General features: G+C 70.6%; 18 protein-coding genes and 1 pseudogene. 7 read left to right on the top strand and 12 right to left on the bottom strand.

The genetic code is table 11. The features are described from left to right. Positions 1-57 precede the first annotated feature (57 nt). From mmcB to thpR, 4 genes and pseudogenes are all read right to left on the bottom strand, one after another. Positions 58-504 (bottom strand): DNA repair putative endonuclease MmcB, encoded by a 447-nt coding sequence (gene mmcB / locus M8231_RS15485; protein ID WP_250201890.1) that lies wholly within the window; start codon positions 502-504, stop codon positions 58-60. Positions 505-547: 43 nt separating this feature from the next. Beyond that, positions 548-1,075: a lipocalin family protein gene (locus M8231_RS15480; RefSeq protein WP_249751751.1), complete on the bottom strand. Its 528-nt coding sequence runs from the start codon at positions 1,073-1,075 to the stop codon at positions 548-550. A 61-nt stretch (positions 1,076-1,136) separates the two neighbouring features. Then, positions 1,137-1,622: pseudogene (locus tag M8231_RS15475) on the bottom strand (GNAT family N-acetyltransferase). Positions 1,623-1,670: 48 nt separating this feature from the next. Continuing rightward, complete coding sequence (gene thpR, locus M8231_RS15470) at positions 1,671-2,210, bottom strand: RNA 2',3'-cyclic phosphodiesterase (RefSeq protein WP_249751750.1); 540 nt, start codon at positions 2,208-2,210, stop codon at positions 1,671-1,673. 132 nt (positions 2,211-2,342) lie between these two features. Here thpR and M8231_RS15465 point away from each other — a divergent pair, with 132 nt between their 5' ends. Next, the gene (locus tag M8231_RS15465) at positions 2,343-3,092 is read left to right on the top strand and encodes a Bax inhibitor-1/YccA family protein (protein WP_249751749.1); all 750 of its coding nucleotides are present in this window, start codon (positions 2,343-2,345) and stop codon (positions 3,090-3,092) included. A 116-nt stretch (positions 3,093-3,208) separates the two neighbouring features. Next, positions 3,209-4,006, top strand: a complete 798-nt coding sequence (locus M8231_RS15460) for a hypothetical protein (RefSeq protein ID WP_250201889.1) — start codon at positions 3,209-3,211, stop codon at positions 4,004-4,006. Here the strand turns inward: M8231_RS15460 and M8231_RS15455 are convergent. Then, on the bottom strand, positions 4,003-4,341 hold the full coding sequence (locus M8231_RS15455; RefSeq protein ID WP_249751747.1) for a DUF2794 domain-containing protein: 339 nt from the start codon (positions 4,339-4,341) through the stop codon (positions 4,003-4,005). The genes M8231_RS15460 and M8231_RS15455 overlap by 4 nt on opposite strands. Before the next feature lie 322 nt (positions 4,342-4,663). Further along, entirely contained in the window at positions 4,664-6,007 is a 1,344-nt protein-coding gene (locus M8231_RS15450) for a trypsin-like peptidase domain-containing protein (RefSeq protein WP_249751746.1), read from the bottom strand. Positions 6,008-6,139: 132 nt separating this feature from the next. Between M8231_RS15450 and M8231_RS15445 the strand changes: the two genes are divergently transcribed. The 4 genes from M8231_RS15445 to M8231_RS15430 all read left to right on the top strand — a co-directional run bounded on the left by M8231_RS15445 (position 6,140) and on the right by M8231_RS15430 (position 9,093). Then, positions 6,140-6,439 carry a DUF6356 family protein gene (locus M8231_RS15445; RefSeq protein ID WP_249751745.1) on the top strand — a complete coding sequence of 100 codons (300 nt, stop codon included), beginning with the start codon at positions 6,140-6,142 and terminating at the stop codon, positions 6,437-6,439. 140 nt (positions 6,440-6,579) lie between these two features. Next, positions 6,580-7,740, top strand: coding sequence for a dual-specificity RNA methyltransferase RlmN (rlmN, locus tag M8231_RS15440; RefSeq protein WP_249751744.1), 1,161 nt, complete (start codon positions 6,580-6,582; stop codon positions 7,738-7,740). Positions 7,741-7,823: 83 nt separating this feature from the next. Then, positions 7,824-8,264, top strand: a complete 441-nt coding sequence (locus tag M8231_RS15435; protein ID WP_249751743.1) for a DUF350 domain-containing protein — start codon at positions 7,824-7,826, stop codon at positions 8,262-8,264. A gap of 4 nt (positions 8,265-8,268) precedes the next feature. Further along, positions 8,269-9,093: a S1 family peptidase gene (locus tag M8231_RS15430; protein ID WP_249751742.1), complete on the top strand. Its 825-nt coding sequence runs from the start codon at positions 8,269-8,271 to the stop codon at positions 9,091-9,093. A gap of 14 nt (positions 9,094-9,107) precedes the next feature. Here M8231_RS15430 and M8231_RS15425 read toward each other — a convergent pair whose 3' ends face one another. From M8231_RS15425 to M8231_RS15415, 3 genes are all read right to left on the bottom strand, one after another. Then, on the bottom strand, positions 9,108-10,097 hold the full coding sequence (locus M8231_RS15425) for a DUF6607 family protein (protein ID WP_249751741.1): 990 nt from the start codon (positions 10,095-10,097) through the stop codon (positions 9,108-9,110). Between the two features lie 50 nt (positions 10,098-10,147). Continuing rightward, positions 10,148-12,349: a TonB-dependent hemoglobin/transferrin/lactoferrin family receptor gene (locus M8231_RS15420; RefSeq protein WP_249751740.1), complete on the bottom strand. Its 2,202-nt coding sequence runs from the start codon at positions 12,347-12,349 to the stop codon at positions 10,148-10,150. A 90-nt stretch (positions 12,350-12,439) separates the two neighbouring features. After that, a complete protein-coding gene (locus tag M8231_RS15415) occupies positions 12,440-13,309 on the bottom strand; it encodes an isoaspartyl peptidase/L-asparaginase family protein (protein ID WP_250201888.1) in 870 nt (289 codons plus the stop codon). Between the two features lie 121 nt (positions 13,310-13,430). Here M8231_RS15415 and M8231_RS15410 point away from each other — a divergent pair, with 121 nt between their 5' ends. Then, complete coding sequence (locus M8231_RS15410) at positions 13,431-14,432, top strand: NADPH:quinone oxidoreductase family protein (RefSeq protein WP_249751739.1); 1,002 nt, start codon at positions 13,431-13,433, stop codon at positions 14,430-14,432. 18 nt (positions 14,433-14,450) lie between these two features. On the opposite strand, the gene M8231_RS15405 is transcribed toward M8231_RS15410, so the two are convergent. The 3 genes from M8231_RS15405 to M8231_RS15395 all read right to left on the bottom strand — a co-directional run bounded on the left by M8231_RS15405 (position 14,451) and on the right by M8231_RS15395 (position 16,021). Continuing rightward, complete coding sequence (locus M8231_RS15405) at positions 14,451-15,065, bottom strand: hypothetical protein (protein ID WP_249751738.1); 615 nt, start codon at positions 15,063-15,065, stop codon at positions 14,451-14,453. A 299-nt stretch (positions 15,066-15,364) separates the two neighbouring features. Then, positions 15,365-15,592 (bottom strand): hypothetical protein, encoded by a 228-nt coding sequence (locus M8231_RS15400; protein ID WP_249751737.1) that lies wholly within the window; start codon positions 15,590-15,592, stop codon positions 15,365-15,367. Positions 15,593-15,613: 21 nt separating this feature from the next. After that, on the bottom strand, positions 15,614-16,021 hold the full coding sequence (locus tag M8231_RS15395; protein ID WP_250201887.1) for a YkvA family protein: 408 nt from the start codon (positions 16,019-16,021) through the stop codon (positions 15,614-15,616). Positions 16,022-16,053 lie beyond the last annotated feature (32 nt).

The raw sequence follows: 16,053 nt of genomic DNA, 5'->3' as shown, positions 1-16,053 counted from the left end.
CTCTGGTCCGCAGGCCCGCGTTTCGTCGCGGACCGGAGGTCCGCGCTCTCCTGCCCCTCAGTCCCGCATCGTCCGCAGCGCGCCCAGGCGAGCGAAGGCCAGGGTCAGGGCCTTGCGGCGGGCGGGGGCCAGGGGGGAGGCGGGGGCGTCCCTGACCACGGCCCCGCCGAAGGCGTCGGCGACGATCAGTCCTGGTTCATCCGGCAGGACGGCTTGCGGGAACTCCGGGGCCACGGCGAAGTAGAAGGCGTCGCAGAAGGGGGCGTATTCGGGCCACTTGCGGTCGACCCGATAGTCGTCGATCCCGGACTTCACCTCGCAGATGACGATGTCGCCCTTGCGCCCCACGGCCATGACGTCGGCGCGGCGACCGTTGGGCAGGCACACCTCCAGCAGCGGCGCATAGCCCATGTCCATCAGCAGCCGCGCCGCCCCGCGCGTGACCGACAGGGTGGTCTCGGGACGGCTGAAGACCAGCTCCAGATGAACGGCGGCGGCGGGCATCCGCCCTTATGTTCCGCCTCCGTTCCGCCCGCAAGCGGCGCCGTCAGCCGCCGGTGGAGATGACCCGGCTCATGTCCATGCCCAGGGCGCGGGCGCGGGCCAGAAGCCGCTGGCGTTCGGCCGGGCTGGCGCTGGGACTGCGCCGCCAGATCCACCAGTCCGACTTGTCCGGCAGGGCCAGGATCGCCCAGCCGTAGTCCGGGTCGTGGTCCCACACCCAATAGTTCTGCCCCGCAAGGCCGCCGAAGCTGAGCAGGCCGGTCAGGGTGAAGCGGAACTTGGCGTTCGTCTCGGCATCGGTGACGCGGGCGTTGGCGCGCAGGGTCTCGACCTGGCCGTCCGCGCGTCGGGTGCAGGTCACCGTCAGGCCATAGCGGCCCGGCGCATCCTGGGGCGTGAAGTCGATCTGGGCCCGGCTGCAGTCCTTCTGCACATTGTTGTGGCTGCGTTCGATCTCGAACCAGCGGCCGTCGAAGCGGTCCATGTCGACCGCCCGGGCCTGGGCCTGGGCGGCGGCGGGCGCGAGCAGGATCACAGCGGCGATCGGGGCGATCGGGGCGGCGCGCATCATCGGGCGTATCCTCGTTCCGTTCAGGTCCGATACGCGGCGTCCAGGCGTTCGGTTGCCCCCGTCAGCGCGTCCGCGCGCGCCATTCGTCGCGCGTCTGGCCCCAGACGCCCACCGGCAGGGCGTCGAACGGCGGCGGCAGGCGGCCCGGTCCGCGATACCGCGAGCCCAGCCGCTCGGCCAGGCGGATGGAGGCGGCGTTGTCGGCGTCGATGGTGTGGATCGCCTCGTCCTAGCCCAGCACGTCGAAGGCGTAGTCCAGGCTGGCGACGGCGGCTTCGCGCGCATAGCCCTTGCCGGCGGCGTCGGGGTGCAGGCTCCAGCCCACTTCCGGCCCCGGCCAGCCCTCGGGCCGCCACGGCCCGATCCGCCCGACCCATTGGCCCGACGCCTTTTCGATAACCGAGAAGAAGCTGATCCCCGTCAGGCTCCAGGCGCCGGCGACGGTCATCAGGATGCGCCAGGTCTCGGGCGGCGTCTTGGGGCCGCCGATGAAGCGGGTCGTCTCGGCGTCGGCCTGGAACTGGGCCCAGCGGGGAAAGTCCGCCATCGTCGGCGGGCGCAGGATCAGGCGTTCGGTCTCGATCACGGGTCCCGGTCACAGCAGATACTCCCGCTCCAGCTGATAATGGCTGCCCGCATCGGTCAGGACGCTGGAATACAGGCCGAAGCGGTCGATGCGGATCGGCGGCGAATGCAGCAGGTTGTGGCCGGTGATCCAGGCCCCGACGCGGGCCGGGTCGGTCTGGGGCTTCAGATAGGCCAGGGTGACGTGCGGGCGGTATTCGCGCGCCTCCGCGGCGATCCCGGCGCGCGCCGCCGCCGCCCGGCAGCGCCCGGCCAGGACCGACAGGGCCTGGTTGGGCGTCTCGACCCCGGCCCAGATCGTGTGGCTGCGGTGGGCGTCGCCGAAGGCCCCCACGCCCTTCAGCGCGATCTGGAACGGCGCGCCCCCGACGCGAGACAGCTCCGAGGCCAGGTCGTCGGCGCGGCGTTCGTCCATCTCGCCGTGGAAGGCCAGGGTGACGTGCAGCGCCTCCGGCAGCCGCCAGCGCGCGCCGGGCAGGCCGGACTGGCGCCGCTGCAGCGTCTCGGCGACATCCTCGGGGATCGACAGGGCGGTGAACAGGCGCAGCATGCGACGGTTGGTAGCGGCCGGAACGCCCGGCTCCAAGTCCGGTTTTCCTTGCAGGGACGCCCCCGCGTCCCGATATTCGCGACATACGACCGGGGAAAGCCTTCCCCGGCCTATGGGAGAAAGTTCGTCGCCATGAGCGATTTCAACAACGGCTACGCCCGCCCGCTGCCGCAGACGGCCGACATGTCCGTCGACGCCGGCCTGCGGTCCTTCATGCTGGGCGTCTATAACAAGCTGGCGCTGGGCCTGCTGGTCGCGGCGGCCCTCGCCTATGTCACCGGCAATGTGCCGGCGGTGCAGCAGATGCTGTTCGCCGTCGGCCCCGACGGCCGCATCGGCCTGACGGTGCTGGGCATGATCGTCCAGTTCTCGCCGCTGGTGATGCTGTTCGGCTCGATGTTCTTCATGAAGAACCCGACGGCGCGCGGCGTGAACATGCTGTACTGGGCCGTGGTCGCCACCATCGGCGCGGGCCTGGGCATCCTGTTCCTGCGCTATACGGGCGGCAGCCTGGTCTCGACCTTCCTGGTCACGGCGGCGGCCTTCGGCGGCCTGTCGCTGGTGGGCTACACCACCAAGAAGGACCTGTCGGGCATGGGCACCTTCCTGATCATGGGCGTGATCGGCCTGATCCTGGCCTCGATCGTCAACATGTTCCTGCAGTCGGGGATGTTCTACCTGATCATCAGCGGCCTGGGCGTGCTGATCTTCTCGGGCCTGATCGCCTATGACACCCAGCGGCTGAAGATGACCTACTACGCCCTGGGCGGCGACCAGAACGCGATGGGCGTGGCCACCGGCTTCGGCGCGCTGAGCCTGTTCATCAACTTCATCAACCTGTTCCAGTTCCTGCTGGCCTTCATGGGCGGCAACCGGAACTGACGACGGGCGACAGTCGGATGTGGAAAGGGCCCCTTGGGGCCCTTTCTTTTTGCCCGCAGACTTGCTCCGCGCGTCGCTTCGGGGTTGTGTGCGGGCGTCGTGTTTCGGAGTCTTGCATGCGCCGCCTGCTCGTCCCCCTGCTCGCCGCGGCGGCCCTGGCGTCGCCCGTGTCCGCCCGGCAGCAGGCCCCCGAGCCGGTGAGCGTCTGGTCCATCGACGAGACCGCGCGTCTGGGGCAGGCGATCTGGCGCCAGGACGTCGCCGCCGCGCGCGCAACCGACGCCCTTCTGGCGCAGTCCGGCGGCCAGCCTCCCGACGGTCTGATCGGTTGGGTCGTGGTCGAGGAAGGCGACGGTCAGCGGGTTCGGTTCCTCAAGGGCTCGCGCGAGGCGCCCCAGGCGTTCAAGGACGTCGTGGTGGACGCCCGCTTGCAGGCCGGCGCCGTGACGGACGCCGCCGATCCGGCGTTGACGTCCGACGAAGCCGCGCGTTTCCAGGCCCGGACCGCCGCCGCCGACGCCTTCGGCCCCCTGCGTTGCGCCGCCCGCTACAACGCCGTGGTCCTGCCGGACCCGGACGGGGAGGGCTGGCTGGTCTGGCTGCTGGCGGCGACCACGGACGCTGACGTCGTGCCGATGGGCGGCCACTACCGCTTTCACGTCAGCGCCGACGGCCGCGCCGTCGAACGTAGAGAGCAGCTGTCGGGCGGCTGCCTGAACATGGACAGGCGGCAGGCGACCCAAGGGGGGCGGATGGTCGGTCTCGTCACGAACCTGGTCGTCGCGCCTCAGCCGCTGGAGGTGCACGTTTTCCTGTCCCTGCTGAACAGGACGACGATCTACGCCATGGCGGGCGACAAATTGTGGGCCGTCGAGGGCGCACGCATCCGCGAGGTGAAGACCCCCCCGCGCTAGTCCACCACCTGGAACCGGCGGCCGTCGAAGACGCGCAGGGCCTGTGCCAGGTCGCGGCCGCGGCGCAAGACCTGGCCGCCGTCGCCGATGACGGCCCACTGGCCCTGACGGGTCTGCAGGGCGGGGCGTTTCTCGATGCGGTAGGCCGGGGCGTCGCCCGAGCGGCGGAAGACGGCGAACTCGGCGAAGTCCTTGTGGCCGACGACGGAATAATCGCGCCATTCGCCCTGGGCCACCATCCGCCCATAGACCCGCAGGATCAGGTCCAGTTCGCGCCGGTCGAAGAAGACCGGGCCGGGCAGGGGCGGGGCGGCGACGGCGGGGTCCTGGCTCATGGCTTCAACTTAGGCCGATGCGGCCCCGGCGCCAGTCTCCCGGGCGCGCGTCTGGCGGGCGCGCGCCAGGGTTTTCGCGCACGACACGAAAAGGCCCCCTTTCGGTCCTTCGCCCGCCCGTTTGGAGAGCGACACATCGATCATCGGCTCGTCGGAGTTCGGAAGCGTCCGGATCCTGAACAGCCCCCCAGCCCCCTGGATGTTTCCATCAAAGGGCTCCGGCGGCCGATGCTTCCTCCAAGCGAGCGCCCGTCCTGCCGAACCCCTCCCCCTCCCCGGCAAGGCGGGCGTTTCGCTGTCCGGGGCCCGGTTCGGTCCCGATCTAGGGGGTCAGGGTCAGGGCCACGCTCTCGCCGCCCCGCGTCGCCGAAATCTCGATCGTCTCGCCCGCCGCCCGCAGGGCCTCGCCCGCCGCGCGCGCGTCCGCGACCGGCGCGCCGCCGACGGCGGTGATCAGGTCGCCGGCGGCCAGTTCGGCCTGGGCGGCGGGCGAGCCGGCCTCGACCGTGGTGACCTGGGCGCCGCCGTCGGCGTCGCGCAGGGTCGCGCCATAGGCCACGACGCGGTCGGCGCCGACGACGACGGGCGCGGCCTCGGGCGTTTCCACCCGCAGGGCCGTGGTCGCCTCGTGGCCGCCGCGCAGATAGACCAGGTTGAGGCTCGAGTCCGGCGCGGCGATGCCGACGGTGGCGTTGATCGATCCGGCGTTGGCCACCGGCCGGCCCTGGATGCGGGTGACGACGTCGTCGCGTCGCAGGCCGGCGCGCTCGGCCGGGGAGCCGGGGGCCACGTCCGCCACGATGGCCCCGCGCACGATGCGCAGCTCCATCTCGCGCGCGCGTTCGGCGGTCAGGGAGGCGAAGAGGGCCCCGGTCTGGCCGCGCTTGACCTCGCCGTTCTTCCTCAGCTGCTCGGCGACATAGAGCATGATGCGCGACGGCACGGCGAAGGCGATGCCGTCGTTGCCGCCGCCGAAGCCGCCCGACAGGATGGAGGTGTTGATGCCGATCAGCCGCCCCCGGCTGTCCAGCAGCGGCCCGCCGGAGTTGCCCGAATTCACCGCCGCGTCGGTCTGGATGTAGTCCTCGACCGCGTCGCCCAGGCCCGAGCGGTTCAGGCCCGAGATCACCCCCATCGTCAGCGTCTGGTCCAGGCCCAGCGGATAGCCGACCGCGAAGGCCAGGTCGCCGGTCCGCAGGGTGTCGGAATCGACCGTCTGGACCTGCGACAGGTTCAGCGGCCGGCCGTCCGGCACGATCTTCAGCACGGCGATGTCGGTGGCCTTGTCGGCGCCGACCAGCACCGCGTCGAACAGCCGGCCGTCGGTCAGGTCGACGGTGAATTTGCGACCGCCCTCGACCACGTGGTTGTTGGTGATCAGCACCCCTTCGGCCGCGTCGACGATGACGCCCGAGCCCGAGGCGAACGGCTTGGGGTCGTCGGCGTCCGAGGTCGGCCCGCGCGACTGGCCCAGGGTTGTGACCTGCACCACGGCCGGCAGGGAATCGTCCAGGCCGGGGGCGAAGCTGAACACCCCGCGCCGCGCGTCATAGGGCAGATAGCTGGGGCCGGGCTGGGCTTGGGCCGGCGCCGCCTGGATCAGGACGACCCCCGCCAGGACGGACGACAGGCCGGTGGACAGCAGGGCCTTGAGGCGAGGCGACATGGACGTTCCCTTGTTCGAACCGCGACCCTAGCGCGGGAAGTCCCGCATGACGATGGGGCGCGGCGCGTTTGCGGGCTTGCCTCCATCGGCCATCGACGCGACCATGGCGCGACCCATCCGGAGGCCGCCTGCATGACCCAGATCCTGCCCGACCGCGACCGCCCGGGGTCCACGCCGTTCGACCGGCTGTTCCGCGATCACCCGCGCGAGGTGGGCGAGAGCTATCTGGAGCATTTCGCCGCCTCGGCCGGCTTCGGGTTCAGGCTCCTGGGCCTGGCCGGCGCCGCCTTCGCCCACGCCCTGGTCCCCGGCGTGCACAAGGCGACCGTCTCCACGGCCATCCGCGGCATGGCCCGCGACATGGGCGGCCGCGCCGAAGAGGCGCGCGAAACCCGGATGCGCGACGCGGGCGTCTGGGACGTGGGGCTGTAGGAGGGCTTAGGGCTTAGGGCTTAGGGCTTAGGACTTAGGGCTTGGGGGGAGCGTCCTAAGCCCTACCCCTCGCCCCCGGCCATGCAATCGCCGGGATCCGTGCTATATAGGGCGGCTCAACCTCACGCAGGATCGCCGCCTTGAGCATCACGCTCGACCTTTCGCGCGTCTCGAACGCCCCCGCCGCACCGGCGCCCGTCAACCTCAGCGGCCTGACGCGCGAGGGACTGCGCCAGGCCCTGATCGACGCCGGCGTCTGCCCGCCGGAGAAGGCCAGGATGCGCGCCAGCCAGGTGTGGGGCTGGATCCACCACTACGGCGTCACCGACTTTGCGGCGATGAGCAACGTCGCCAAGGAGATGCAGGCCAAACTGGCCGAGCACTTCACCCTGGCCCGCCCCGAGGTGGTCGAGCGCCAGGTGTCCAAGGACGGCACCCGCAAGTGGCTGATCCGCACCGCGCCGGGCATCGAGATCGAGACCGTCTATATCCCCGACGTGGGCCGCGCCGGCGCCCTGTGCGTGTCGTCCCAGGTCGGCTGCACCCTGAACTGCACCTTCTGCCACACCGGCACCCAGAAGCTGGTGCGCAACCTGACCGCCGCCGAGATCGTGGCCCAGGTCCAGGTGGCCCGCGACGACCTGGAGGAATGGCCGTCGCCCAAGGAAGACCGCCGCCTGTCCAACATCGTCTTCATGGGCATGGGCGAGCCGCTCTACAATCTGGACCATGTGTCGGACGCCATCGACATCATCAGCGACAACGAGGGCATCGCCCTGTCGCGCCGCCGGATCACGGTCTCGACCTCGGGCGTCGTGCCCCAGCTCCAGGCCCTGGGCGACCGCACGGCGGCCATGCTGGCCATCAGCCTGCACGCCACCAACGACGCCCTGCGTGACGTGCTGGTGCCGCTGAACAAGAAGTATCCGCTGGACCAGCTGATGGCCGCCATCCGCGCCTATCCCGGCCTGTCGAACGCGCGCCGGGTGACGTTCGAATACGTCATGCTGAAGGGCGTCAACGACAGCCCCGAGGAGGCGCGCGCCCTGCTCAAGCTGATCGAGGGCATCCCGGCCAAGGTCAACCTGATCCCCTTCAACCCTTGGCCCGGCACCGACTATCAGTGCTCGGACTGGAAGACGATCGAACGCTTCGCCGCCATCCTGAACAAGGCCGGCTACGCCAGCCCCATCCGCACCCCCCGCGGCCGCGACATCCTGGCCGCCTGCGGCCAGCTGAAGAGCGAGAGCGAAAAGATCCGGGCGTCGGCGCTGAGGAAGGCCGAGCAGGCGGCGGCGTAGGGCGTCGACTGTAATCTTTCGTCACCAGGTGTGGCCGCCCAGCGCTTGCGGATTGGGGCGTCAATGGGGCAAGGCGTCGGGGTATGGATCCGTCCCTGTCCAACGTCCTGACCAGCGCCGAGGTGCAGGCCTTCGCCTCCGGATTCCCGGTCATGGTGATGCACCTGGTGGTGACCCTGCTGCTGCTGGCGGCGGGGGCGACGGTCTATGCGCTGATGACGCCGTGGAAGGAGGTCGCGCTGATCCGCGACGGCAATCCGGCGGCCGCCCTGGCCTTCGCGGGCGTGCTGCTGGGCCTGGCCATTCCGCTGGCGGTCAGCCTGTCGGTCTCGACCTCGGTGCGCGACATCGCCATCTGGGGGGTGGCGACCCTGGTGCTGCAGCTGCTGTGCTTCCGCGTGGTGGACCTGCTGCTGACGGGCCTGCCGCAGCGCATCAAGGACGGGCAGATGTCGGCCGCCATCGTGCTGGTCGGGGCCAAGCTGGCGACGGCGGTGGTGCTGTCGGCCGCCCTGACGGGCTGACGCCATGCAATTTCCCCGTCTGCCGGACTGGACCATCTACGCCGCGGTGGTCGGGGTGCTGCTGGCGGTGTCGCTGAGCCGGCGCGAGAACGCCGACGCCCCGCCGGCCCCGCCCGAGGACGGGGAGGGCGCGCTTCTGGGACCCATCACCCCCTTCGACGCCACGGTCACGGTCGATGCGCCGGACACGCCGTTCAAGCCGACGGCCGGCACGGCCTTCTCCATCGCCGGGCGGGGCCGCTGGGTCACGGCGCGCCATGTGGTCGAGGGCTGTCGGCGTCCGGCGCTGGTGATCGGCGGGGGGCGCGCGGTCGCCGCCGACGTGCGCCTGGCGCCGCGCGCGGACGTGGCGCTGCTGCTGACCGACGGCGGCCCGACGGCCCTGCCGGTCGCCGCCGAGGCGCCGCTGAGGAAGGGGCAGCGCGCCTATCATCCGGGCTTTCCACAGGGGCGGCCGGGCGAGGTCGCCACGCGCCTGCTGGGCCGCGAGACGCTGAAGGTCTCGGGCCGCGACGCCCACGACGAGCCGGTCCTGGCCTGGGCCGAGGTAGGCCGCACCAACGGGCTGGAGGGCACGCTGTCGGGCCTGTCGGGCGCCCCGGCGCTGGATTCGCGCGGGCGGGTGATCGGCGTCACCCTGGCCGAGGCGCCGCGCCGGGGCCGGATCTACACCACCGCCCCGGAATCGTTCGGGCCCGCCATTCGCGGGGAACAGCGGGCCGACGAGGCCGCCAAGGGCCAGTCCATCACCGTGGACGACTACGGCCAGGTCTCGGACCGCCTGCGCCGCGACCTGCGCGTGGCCCAGGTGGTGTGCCTGGCCGTCTGAGCCCCGTCTGAGGCTCAGCGCGCGGCCGTCGCCTCCAGGATGACGGCGCGGCCCCGGGCGATGGCGTCGCCCTCGGCGATCTCGCCGTCGGCCATCTGCTGGGCCAGGTCCATCAGGGGCGCGCCGGTGACCGCGCCGGTCTCGCCCTCTTCGGCCAGGCGCACGCCGCCGTCGCGCGCGATCACGGCGTCCCACTGGTCGCGGATCGCCGCCCAATAGGCCTTGGTCGCGGCCCAGTAGTCGTCGCCCGGCTTGGGCGAATAGGCGCTGGAGCGGTCGTAGGTGTTGATGACGTCTTCCTGGACGATGGCGATCGGCTCGCCGCCGTCCCGGCCCGACATCTTCATGTTGTCCTGGATGTGCACCCAGCCGTCGGGCTTCAGGATGTGGCGGTTGGTCCCCAGGTAGCGGTCATAGACGGGGTTGCGCACCGCGTCGCGCCGCGCCAGCGGCCGCCAGGTCGCGTCCGAGGTCCAGGCGGCCAGGCCGTTGTCGTAGGTCCAGCGGCCGACCCCGCCATAGCGGGGCGAATCGTCGGTCTGCCACACGGTCTGGGACCAGGCGCCTTGGCGCTGGTCGGCGGGAACGGGGGTCAGGGTCCACTGGTTCGGCCCGGCGTAGGTCAGGACGGCCTCGGGCTGGTAGGCCCAGTCCTGGCGCCAGTGCTTGACCACGATGGACTGGCCGTCGTGCTCCATCACCAGGATGTGCTGCAGGCTGATGCGGTCGCCCTGGTCATGGACCACACGCACGATCTCGCTGCCGCCCGACAGCTTTTCCTCCAGCGGGTCGTAGTCGGCGCGGAAGCTGACGTTCTCGCGCATGTCGAAGTGGACGCGGTACTGGCCGGCCTGGGCCAGGATCGACTGGCGGTCGCGCTCGAAGGCGCCGGCGGGCGCGGCGGGAGGCGCCGCAGCCTGGGCCGGAGCCGGGGAGGCCGACTGGGCCAGGGCGGCCGGCGCGACGCCGGTCAGCAGGGCGGCGGCGATGAGGATGGCGCGCATGGGCGGGGTTTTCCGGGTCTTGGGGGCGGGATGGGACGGCAACTGGGACATCACAGGCGCAGGCTCAGCGACACGCCGAAGTTCCGGCCCGGCTGGGTGTAGGCGTCCCTGACGGTCGAGGTCGCCGACAGGCCCTGGATGTCGCTCCACCAGGCGTACTTTTCGTCGAAGACGTTGAACACCCCTGCGCGCAGCGTGGCCCGCTCTGTCACGTTCCAGTAGGCGGTCAGGTCCAGCAGGGTGAAGCTGTCGCCCAGATAGCAGGCGGCGGCGCACGGCAGGTTGTAGGTCGCCTGATCCTTCTTGCCCGACCAGGTCACGACGGCCGAACCGCCCCAGACGCCCGACGGCGCGGCGTAGTTCAGGCCGGCCACCAGCTTGACCGGATCGACGCTGGGCAGGTCGGTGCGTGCGCCGTCGGTGCGCTGGTCGCCTTCGGCGTAGGCGGCCGAGACGATCAGGCCCAGGCCGTTGTCCCAGTCGATGTCGCCGCGCGCCTCCAGGCCGCGGATCTCCACCTCGGTCAGGTTGACGTACTGGTAGATCAGCGGATCGACGCCGGGCACGCCCGAGCCCGACACCACCACCTGTTCGATGAAGTTGTCGTAGTTGCTGGCGAAGGCGGTCGCCTGCAGCCGGGCCACGCCGCCGAAGGCCGCGATGTCGCGGAACCGGACCCCGCCCTCGAAGCTGTCGCTGGTCTCGGGTTCCAGGTCGGGGTTGGGGATGGACTCATAGCCGAAGACCGGATTGGCGAAATAGTTGTTCACCTGCATCGGCGACGGCGCCCGGAAGCCCTCGGCGTAGTTGGCGAAGACGCCGAAGCGCGGGTGCGGCCAATAGACCACCCCCAGCTTGGGCGAGATGTGGTCGTCGCTCTGACCCTCCGCCGCGGCCGGAAACAGGGCGTCGGGCTGCGGGTCGAGGTCGTACCAGTCGTACCGCACCGACGGAATGATGCTCAGCGCGCCGTCCAGCAACGCGATCTCGTCCTGAACGAACAGGCCGGCCAGCTGGTATTCGGTCTTGGGGAAGGGGCGGGCGGGGAAGGGCTCGCCCACCGGAGGCGTCACGCCGTCGCGCAGGCCCTCCTGGGTCGTCAGGGACCAGTCGCCGCCGAAGGTCACGCGGTGGCGCGCGGCCTCGGAGCCGAAGGTTTTCGCCCCCTGGCCCGCCACGCCGTAAACCGTGTTGTCGAAGGTGACGTCCCGTTCGCGGTCGGCCAGGGTCGCGCGATCCTCGTAGGTGACCTGCCGCGTCGTCGCATCCTGCCAGTAGGCCGAGATCGAGCCGTCATCCAGGCCGGCGATGTCGGTGAAGCGCCAGTCCAGGCTGACCCGGTCGCGCTGGGTCTCGTCATGGGCCGTCACCGCCAGGGTCGTCGCCGACAGGCTGCTCAGCGCCTCGCCGTCCATCTCGGAATCCAGGTGGTCGTAGGTCAGGCGCAGAGTGTGGCGGGGCGAGGCCTCCCACACCAGCTTGCCCAGGACGGCGTTGGAGCCGAAATCCTGCGGATTGGGCTGGGTGCGGGCCGCGCCCACGCCGCCGACCTCGCCCTGGTTTTCGGTCTCCTGGCTGTCGCGGCGGGTGTAGGCCAGCAGGCCCGACAGCGAGCCGCTGCGACCGGCCAGCGCCAGGCCCTCGGTCCAGCCCTCGTCGGCCGAGTTGTAGGCGACGCGGCCCTGCGCGCCGAAGGCCTGGCCGTCAGTCAGGAAATCGACCGGATCCTTGGTGGTGAAGGCCACCGCGCCGGCGACGCCGTCCGAGCCGTAGAGGGCCGAGGCCGGGCCGCGCAGGATTTCGACCGACTTGACCAGGTCCAGGTCGTTGTAGCCGCCGCGTCCCACCGCCTGGGCGCCGAAGGAGAAGCCGCCGGGCAGGCGGACGCCGTCGTTGACGATCAGCACCCGGTCGCCGCCCATGCCCCGGATGGTGAAGCCGGCGTTTCCGTCGCGGCCGGCGCCCGACAGCGCCAGGCTGAAGCGGGCCGGGCTGGTCGGGACGCTGACGCCGGGCTCGTAGCGGATCAGGTCCTTGATGTCGGTCGCCAGCATCGCCTGGATCTGGGCGTCGGTGATGACGCTGACGGTCGCCGGCGTGTCGCCGGCCCGGCGCTCGGACCGGGTGGCCAGGACCACGACGGGATCCAGCTGGGCGGCCGTCTGGTCCGCCGTCTCGGCGCGCCCCGGCTGGGCGATCAGGGTCGAGGCCAGGCCGGCGACGGCGGTGGAGAGAAGAAGACGGCTACGCATGGTGAAAGCCCCGCTGAAAACAATAGCGGCGCTTTAATGCGAACGATTATCATAATCAACCGCAATGACGATGCGGGATTGGCCGGGGGCTCAGCGGCCGAAAACCTCCACCTCGATCTCGCCGGCCGGGGTCAGCCAGGCGCGCTTCATGCCCTGGCTGTTGAAGGGGGCGGCGATGTTTCCCTGGGCGTCCAGGGCGATCAGGCCCCCGTCGCCGCCCACCGCGCCGATGTCGTCGATCACGGCCTGGGTCGCCTGGGCCAGGGTCTGGCCCGTTCCGACGCGCCAGCCGACCTGGGCCGTTGCGGCCACGCGGATGAAATATTCGCCCTGGCCGGTGCCGCTGGCGGCCACGCGCGCGTCGGCCCAGGTTCCCGCCGCGGGCAGGGGGGTGTCGCCCACCCGTCCCGGCATCTTGCCGAAGACGCCGGCGGTGGAGGTCGCCGCCGCCAGCCGCCCCTGCGCGTCCAGCACGCAGCAGCCGACCGTGCCGTGGCTCAGGGTTCCGGGCGGATGATTGTCCTCGCCTTGGCCGGCGTGGGTGAACCAGGCGGCCTCGTCGGCGATCGGCTCCAGCCCCTGGTCGTGGGCGAACAGGGCCGCGCCCTCGCCCGCCAGCATGACGTGCGGCGTCCGCTCCATCACCGCGCGGGCGGCCAGGACCGGATTGCGGAAGCCCTGCAGGGCCGCCACCGCCCCGGCCCGCCGCGTCGCTCCGTCCATGATTGACGCGTCCAGCTCATAGGCGCCGGCCAGGTTGGGCGAAGCGCCCTTGCCCGCGACATAGAGGCCCGAATCCTCCAGCAGGACGACCGCGGCCGTCGCCACGTCCAGGGCGCTGTCGCCCGCCTCCAGCCGCGCCTTCATGACCTCGACCACCTGGCGCATGTGCGCGACCTCGGCGTCGTAGTTGCGTTCGCGCCGGGCGCCGGCGCCGCCGTGGAGGATGAGGGCGGTCATGTCGTGGTCCTGAGCCTGTTCTCGTCGCCTCTTTCAATCGGGCGTGGCGCTGTTTAGCGTCGCCATGAAGGCCGCGCCATGGCGCGGGACAACAGCGGCCTCGAATGGCCCAGGAGGAATGATGCGCGCCGTTCTCTCAAAGGCCCCCGGCGGTCCCGACACCCTGGTCGTGGAGGACATCCTCGATCCGACGCCCAAGGCCGGCGAGGTGGTGATCGAGGTCAAGGCGGTGGGGATCAACTATCCCGACACCCTGATCATCGAGGACAAATACCAGTTCAAGCCGCCGCGTCCCTTCGCCCCGGGGGCCGAGGTCGCCGGCGTGGTCGAGGCGGTGGGCGAGGGCGTCAAGGGCGTGTTCAAGGGCGACCGCGTCATCGCCGTGCCCGGCTGGGGCGGGCTGGTCGAGCGGCTGGCGGTTCCGGCCGCGACCCTGACGCCGATCCCGGAGGGCATGAGCTTTGAGGAAGCCGCGGCCCTGATCATGACCTACGGCACCAGCTATTACGCGCTGAAGGACCGGGCGAAGCTGCAGCCGGGCGAGACCCTGCTGGTGCTGGGCGCGGCCGGCGGCGTCGGGGCCGCGGCGGTGGAGCTGGGCAAGGCGATGGGCGCGCGCGTGGTCGCCGCCGCCTCGACCAACGACAAGGTGGAGTTCGCCCTGGACCTGGGGGCCGACAACGGCCTGATCTATCCCTCCGGCCCGATGGACAAGGCCGCCCAGAAGGAGCTGTCGGGCGAGTTCAAGCTGGCCGCCGGCCGCGACGGCGCCGACGTGGTCTATGACGCGGTCGGCGGCGACTACGCCGAACCCGCGCTTCGGGCCATGGACTGGAACGGCCGCTATCTGGTCGTCGGCTTCCCGGCCGGCATCCCGTCCCTGCCGCTGAACCTGACCCTGCTGAAGTCCGTGTCGGTGATCGGCGTCTTCTGGGGCGCGGCGGTGATGCGCGATCCCAAGGCCCACGCCGCCAACATGGCCGAGCTGATGCGGATGTACGCCGACGGCAAGATCCGTCCGCGCGTGTCCCGGACCTTCCCCCTGGAAAAGGCCGCCGACGCCATCAAGGCCCTGGGCGACCGCCAGGCGCTCGGCAAGATCGTGGTGACGATCGAGGACTGACGTATGCGAGGTCGATATTCAGCGACGTGGTTGCTTGCGAGCAGGTTTTCGTGTCGGAGGTTTTCTGACAGCTGCCGCCGCTTGGCCAACGACGTCGGCGATTGCGCCGCTATCAAGCACCCCTCGGGTCAACCCTATGGCGGCACCGGCCGCCGCGCCGGCGGCGGGGCCTACGAACGGGATTGGCAAAGCGATTAATGCGCCGACAGCGGCGCCAGCCGCGGCGTCTTTGGTGATTTCGTGTCGCGCAACAGCCTTTCCAAGTTCACCGGCTTCGCGCGCGATCCCAGCAGCGGCTTTCCCTGCGGCATGGCGAGCAATCTTCCAATCATCCTCATCGACCTTGCCGTCTCCGTTCAAATCGCCGACGGCGTAGTATGCGGCGACGCCGAGTTCGCCAGAGGCTCTCGCCGTGGCGTCAGCAGCCTTTTTCACGGCATCCACTGCAATGACCATTCCATGGCCTGCAACGGCTGCGGCCGCGCGCGTTTGGTCGCTGCCGGACTGGAGTGAACTTTTAACTTTGTCCAAGACCTGGGGCCCGATCCTCCTTGCTTTGCCGGCCGGCGCCGTCTCTGTCACCAGTACGGCTGGCGTATTGGTGTCGTCGGATGCTTTGGATCTTTTGGTCATGACAGCCCCCTGAGTTCTACTTCGACGACGTATGCGAACGCGTCAAGTCGGAAGGCGAGGTCTGCCACCAAGGCTCGAGAAGCAACCGATACAATCGAATGTTGAGAAAAGCCTCGATGCTCTTCGCCGCCAACATGGCTGAACTGATGCGGATGTAAGCCGACGGCAAGATCCGTCCGCGCGTGTCCCGGACCTTCCCCCTGGACAAGGCCGCCGACGCCATCAAGGCCTGGGCGAACGCCAGGCCCTGGGCAAGATCGTGGTGACGATCAACGACTGACGGGGTCCGCGCGCCGATCTCAGGGCGCGCAGCGGAAGGCTTCGCGCGGAACGCCCGAGACGGTCGACAGCCGCTCGGCCGGCAGCTTGATCGTCAGGCCCGACCGCTCCAGCGGAAGGTCGTAGATCGCGCCCAGCAGCCCGGCCATCGGACAGCCCGTGACGCGCGCGCCCAGGGCGTCCAGGCCCACGGCCAGACCCTCGCCCATGCTGCCGGTGACGCTGAGACCGCCGGGCGCGCCGGGCAACTGAATAATCGGTAAGCCTGGCTATTCGCCTCGGCGATCCCTGAGCCGCTTCACGGCCGCCTCGGCCTGGTCGCGGTGGCGGCGCTTGATGTTGGCGCCCAGGGTGGCCAGCAGGGCCGTGATGACCGCCGCGTCGTCGGTGAAGCCGATGCCGGCGAAGAGGTCCGGGATGGCGTCGATAGGCATGACGAAATAGGCCAGGCCGGCGAAGATCATGCCCTTGGCCGCCATCGGCGTCTGCGGATCGCGCGCGGCGTACCAGGCCGCCAGCGCCTGGTCGGCGAAGGGGATGCGCGCGGCGGTGCGGGTGATCTTGGGCCAGAAGCCGCGCTTCACCCGCGTCTCGTTGACGCGCACCACCGCCGGGACCAGGGCCTTTTCGGGGTCCAGGACGTCGTCGGGCGAGATCGGTTTGGCTTTGCCGGGCATGGCCGCTAAATCCTCGATCGAAACTCAGGTTC

The sequence above is a fragment of the Brevundimonas albigilva genome (genome assembly GCF_023573565.1).
In the GTDB taxonomy this organism is placed as follows: Bacteria; Pseudomonadota; Alphaproteobacteria; order Caulobacterales; family Caulobacteraceae; genus Brevundimonas; species Brevundimonas albigilva.
Note: the sequence above shows the minus strand (reverse complement) of the source record. Positions and strands in the feature narration are given on the sequence as shown.

What these genes read in the sequence shown, in the direction of transcription:
- mmcB (WP_250201890.1), bottom strand. Translation starts at nt 504, where the DNA reads ATGCCCGCCGCCGCCGTTCATCTGGAGCTGGTCTTCAGCCGTCCCGAG.
- M8231_RS15480 (WP_249751751.1), bottom strand. Translation starts at nt 1,075, where the DNA reads ATGATGCGCGCCGCCCCGATCGCCCCGATCGCCGCTGTGATCCTGCTC.
- thpR (WP_249751750.1), bottom strand. Translation starts at nt 2,210, where the DNA reads ATGCTGCGCCTGTTCACCGCCCTGTCGATCCCCGAGGATGTCGCCGAG.
- M8231_RS15465 (WP_249751749.1), top strand. Translation starts at nt 2,343, where the DNA reads ATGAGCGATTTCAACAACGGCTACGCCCGCCCGCTGCCGCAGACGGCC.
- M8231_RS15460 (WP_250201889.1), top strand. Translation starts at nt 3,209, where the DNA reads ATGCGCCGCCTGCTCGTCCCCCTGCTCGCCGCGGCGGCCCTGGCGTCG.
- M8231_RS15455 (WP_249751747.1), bottom strand. Translation starts at nt 4,341, where the DNA reads ATGAGCCAGGACCCCGCCGTCGCCGCCCCGCCCCTGCCCGGCCCGGTC.
- M8231_RS15450 (WP_249751746.1), bottom strand. Translation starts at nt 6,007, where the DNA reads ATGTCGCCTCGCCTCAAGGCCCTGCTGTCCACCGGCCTGTCGTCCGTC.
- M8231_RS15445 (WP_249751745.1), top strand. Translation starts at nt 6,140, where the DNA reads ATGACCCAGATCCTGCCCGACCGCGACCGCCCGGGGTCCACGCCGTTC.
- M8231_RS15435 (WP_249751743.1), top strand. Translation starts at nt 7,824, where the DNA reads ATGGATCCGTCCCTGTCCAACGTCCTGACCAGCGCCGAGGTGCAGGCC.
- M8231_RS15430 (WP_249751742.1), top strand. Translation starts at nt 8,269, where the DNA reads ATGCAATTTCCCCGTCTGCCGGACTGGACCATCTACGCCGCGGTGGTC.
- M8231_RS15425 (WP_249751741.1), bottom strand. Translation starts at nt 10,097, where the DNA reads ATGCGCGCCATCCTCATCGCCGCCGCCCTGCTGACCGGCGTCGCGCCG.
- M8231_RS15420 (WP_249751740.1), bottom strand. Translation starts at nt 12,349, where the DNA reads ATGCGTAGCCGTCTTCTTCTCTCCACCGCCGTCGCCGGCCTGGCCTCG.
- M8231_RS15415 (WP_250201888.1), bottom strand. Translation starts at nt 13,309, where the DNA reads ATGACCGCCCTCATCCTCCACGGCGGCGCCGGCGCCCGGCGCGAACGC.
- M8231_RS15410 (WP_249751739.1), top strand. Translation starts at nt 13,431, where the DNA reads ATGCGCGCCGTTCTCTCAAAGGCCCCCGGCGGTCCCGACACCCTGGTC.
- M8231_RS15405 (WP_249751738.1), bottom strand. Translation starts at nt 15,065, where the DNA reads ATGACCAAAAGATCCAAAGCATCCGACGACACCAATACGCCAGCCGTA.
- M8231_RS15395 (WP_250201887.1), bottom strand. Translation starts at nt 16,021, where the DNA reads ATGCCCGGCAAAGCCAAACCGATCTCGCCCGACGACGTCCTGGACCCC.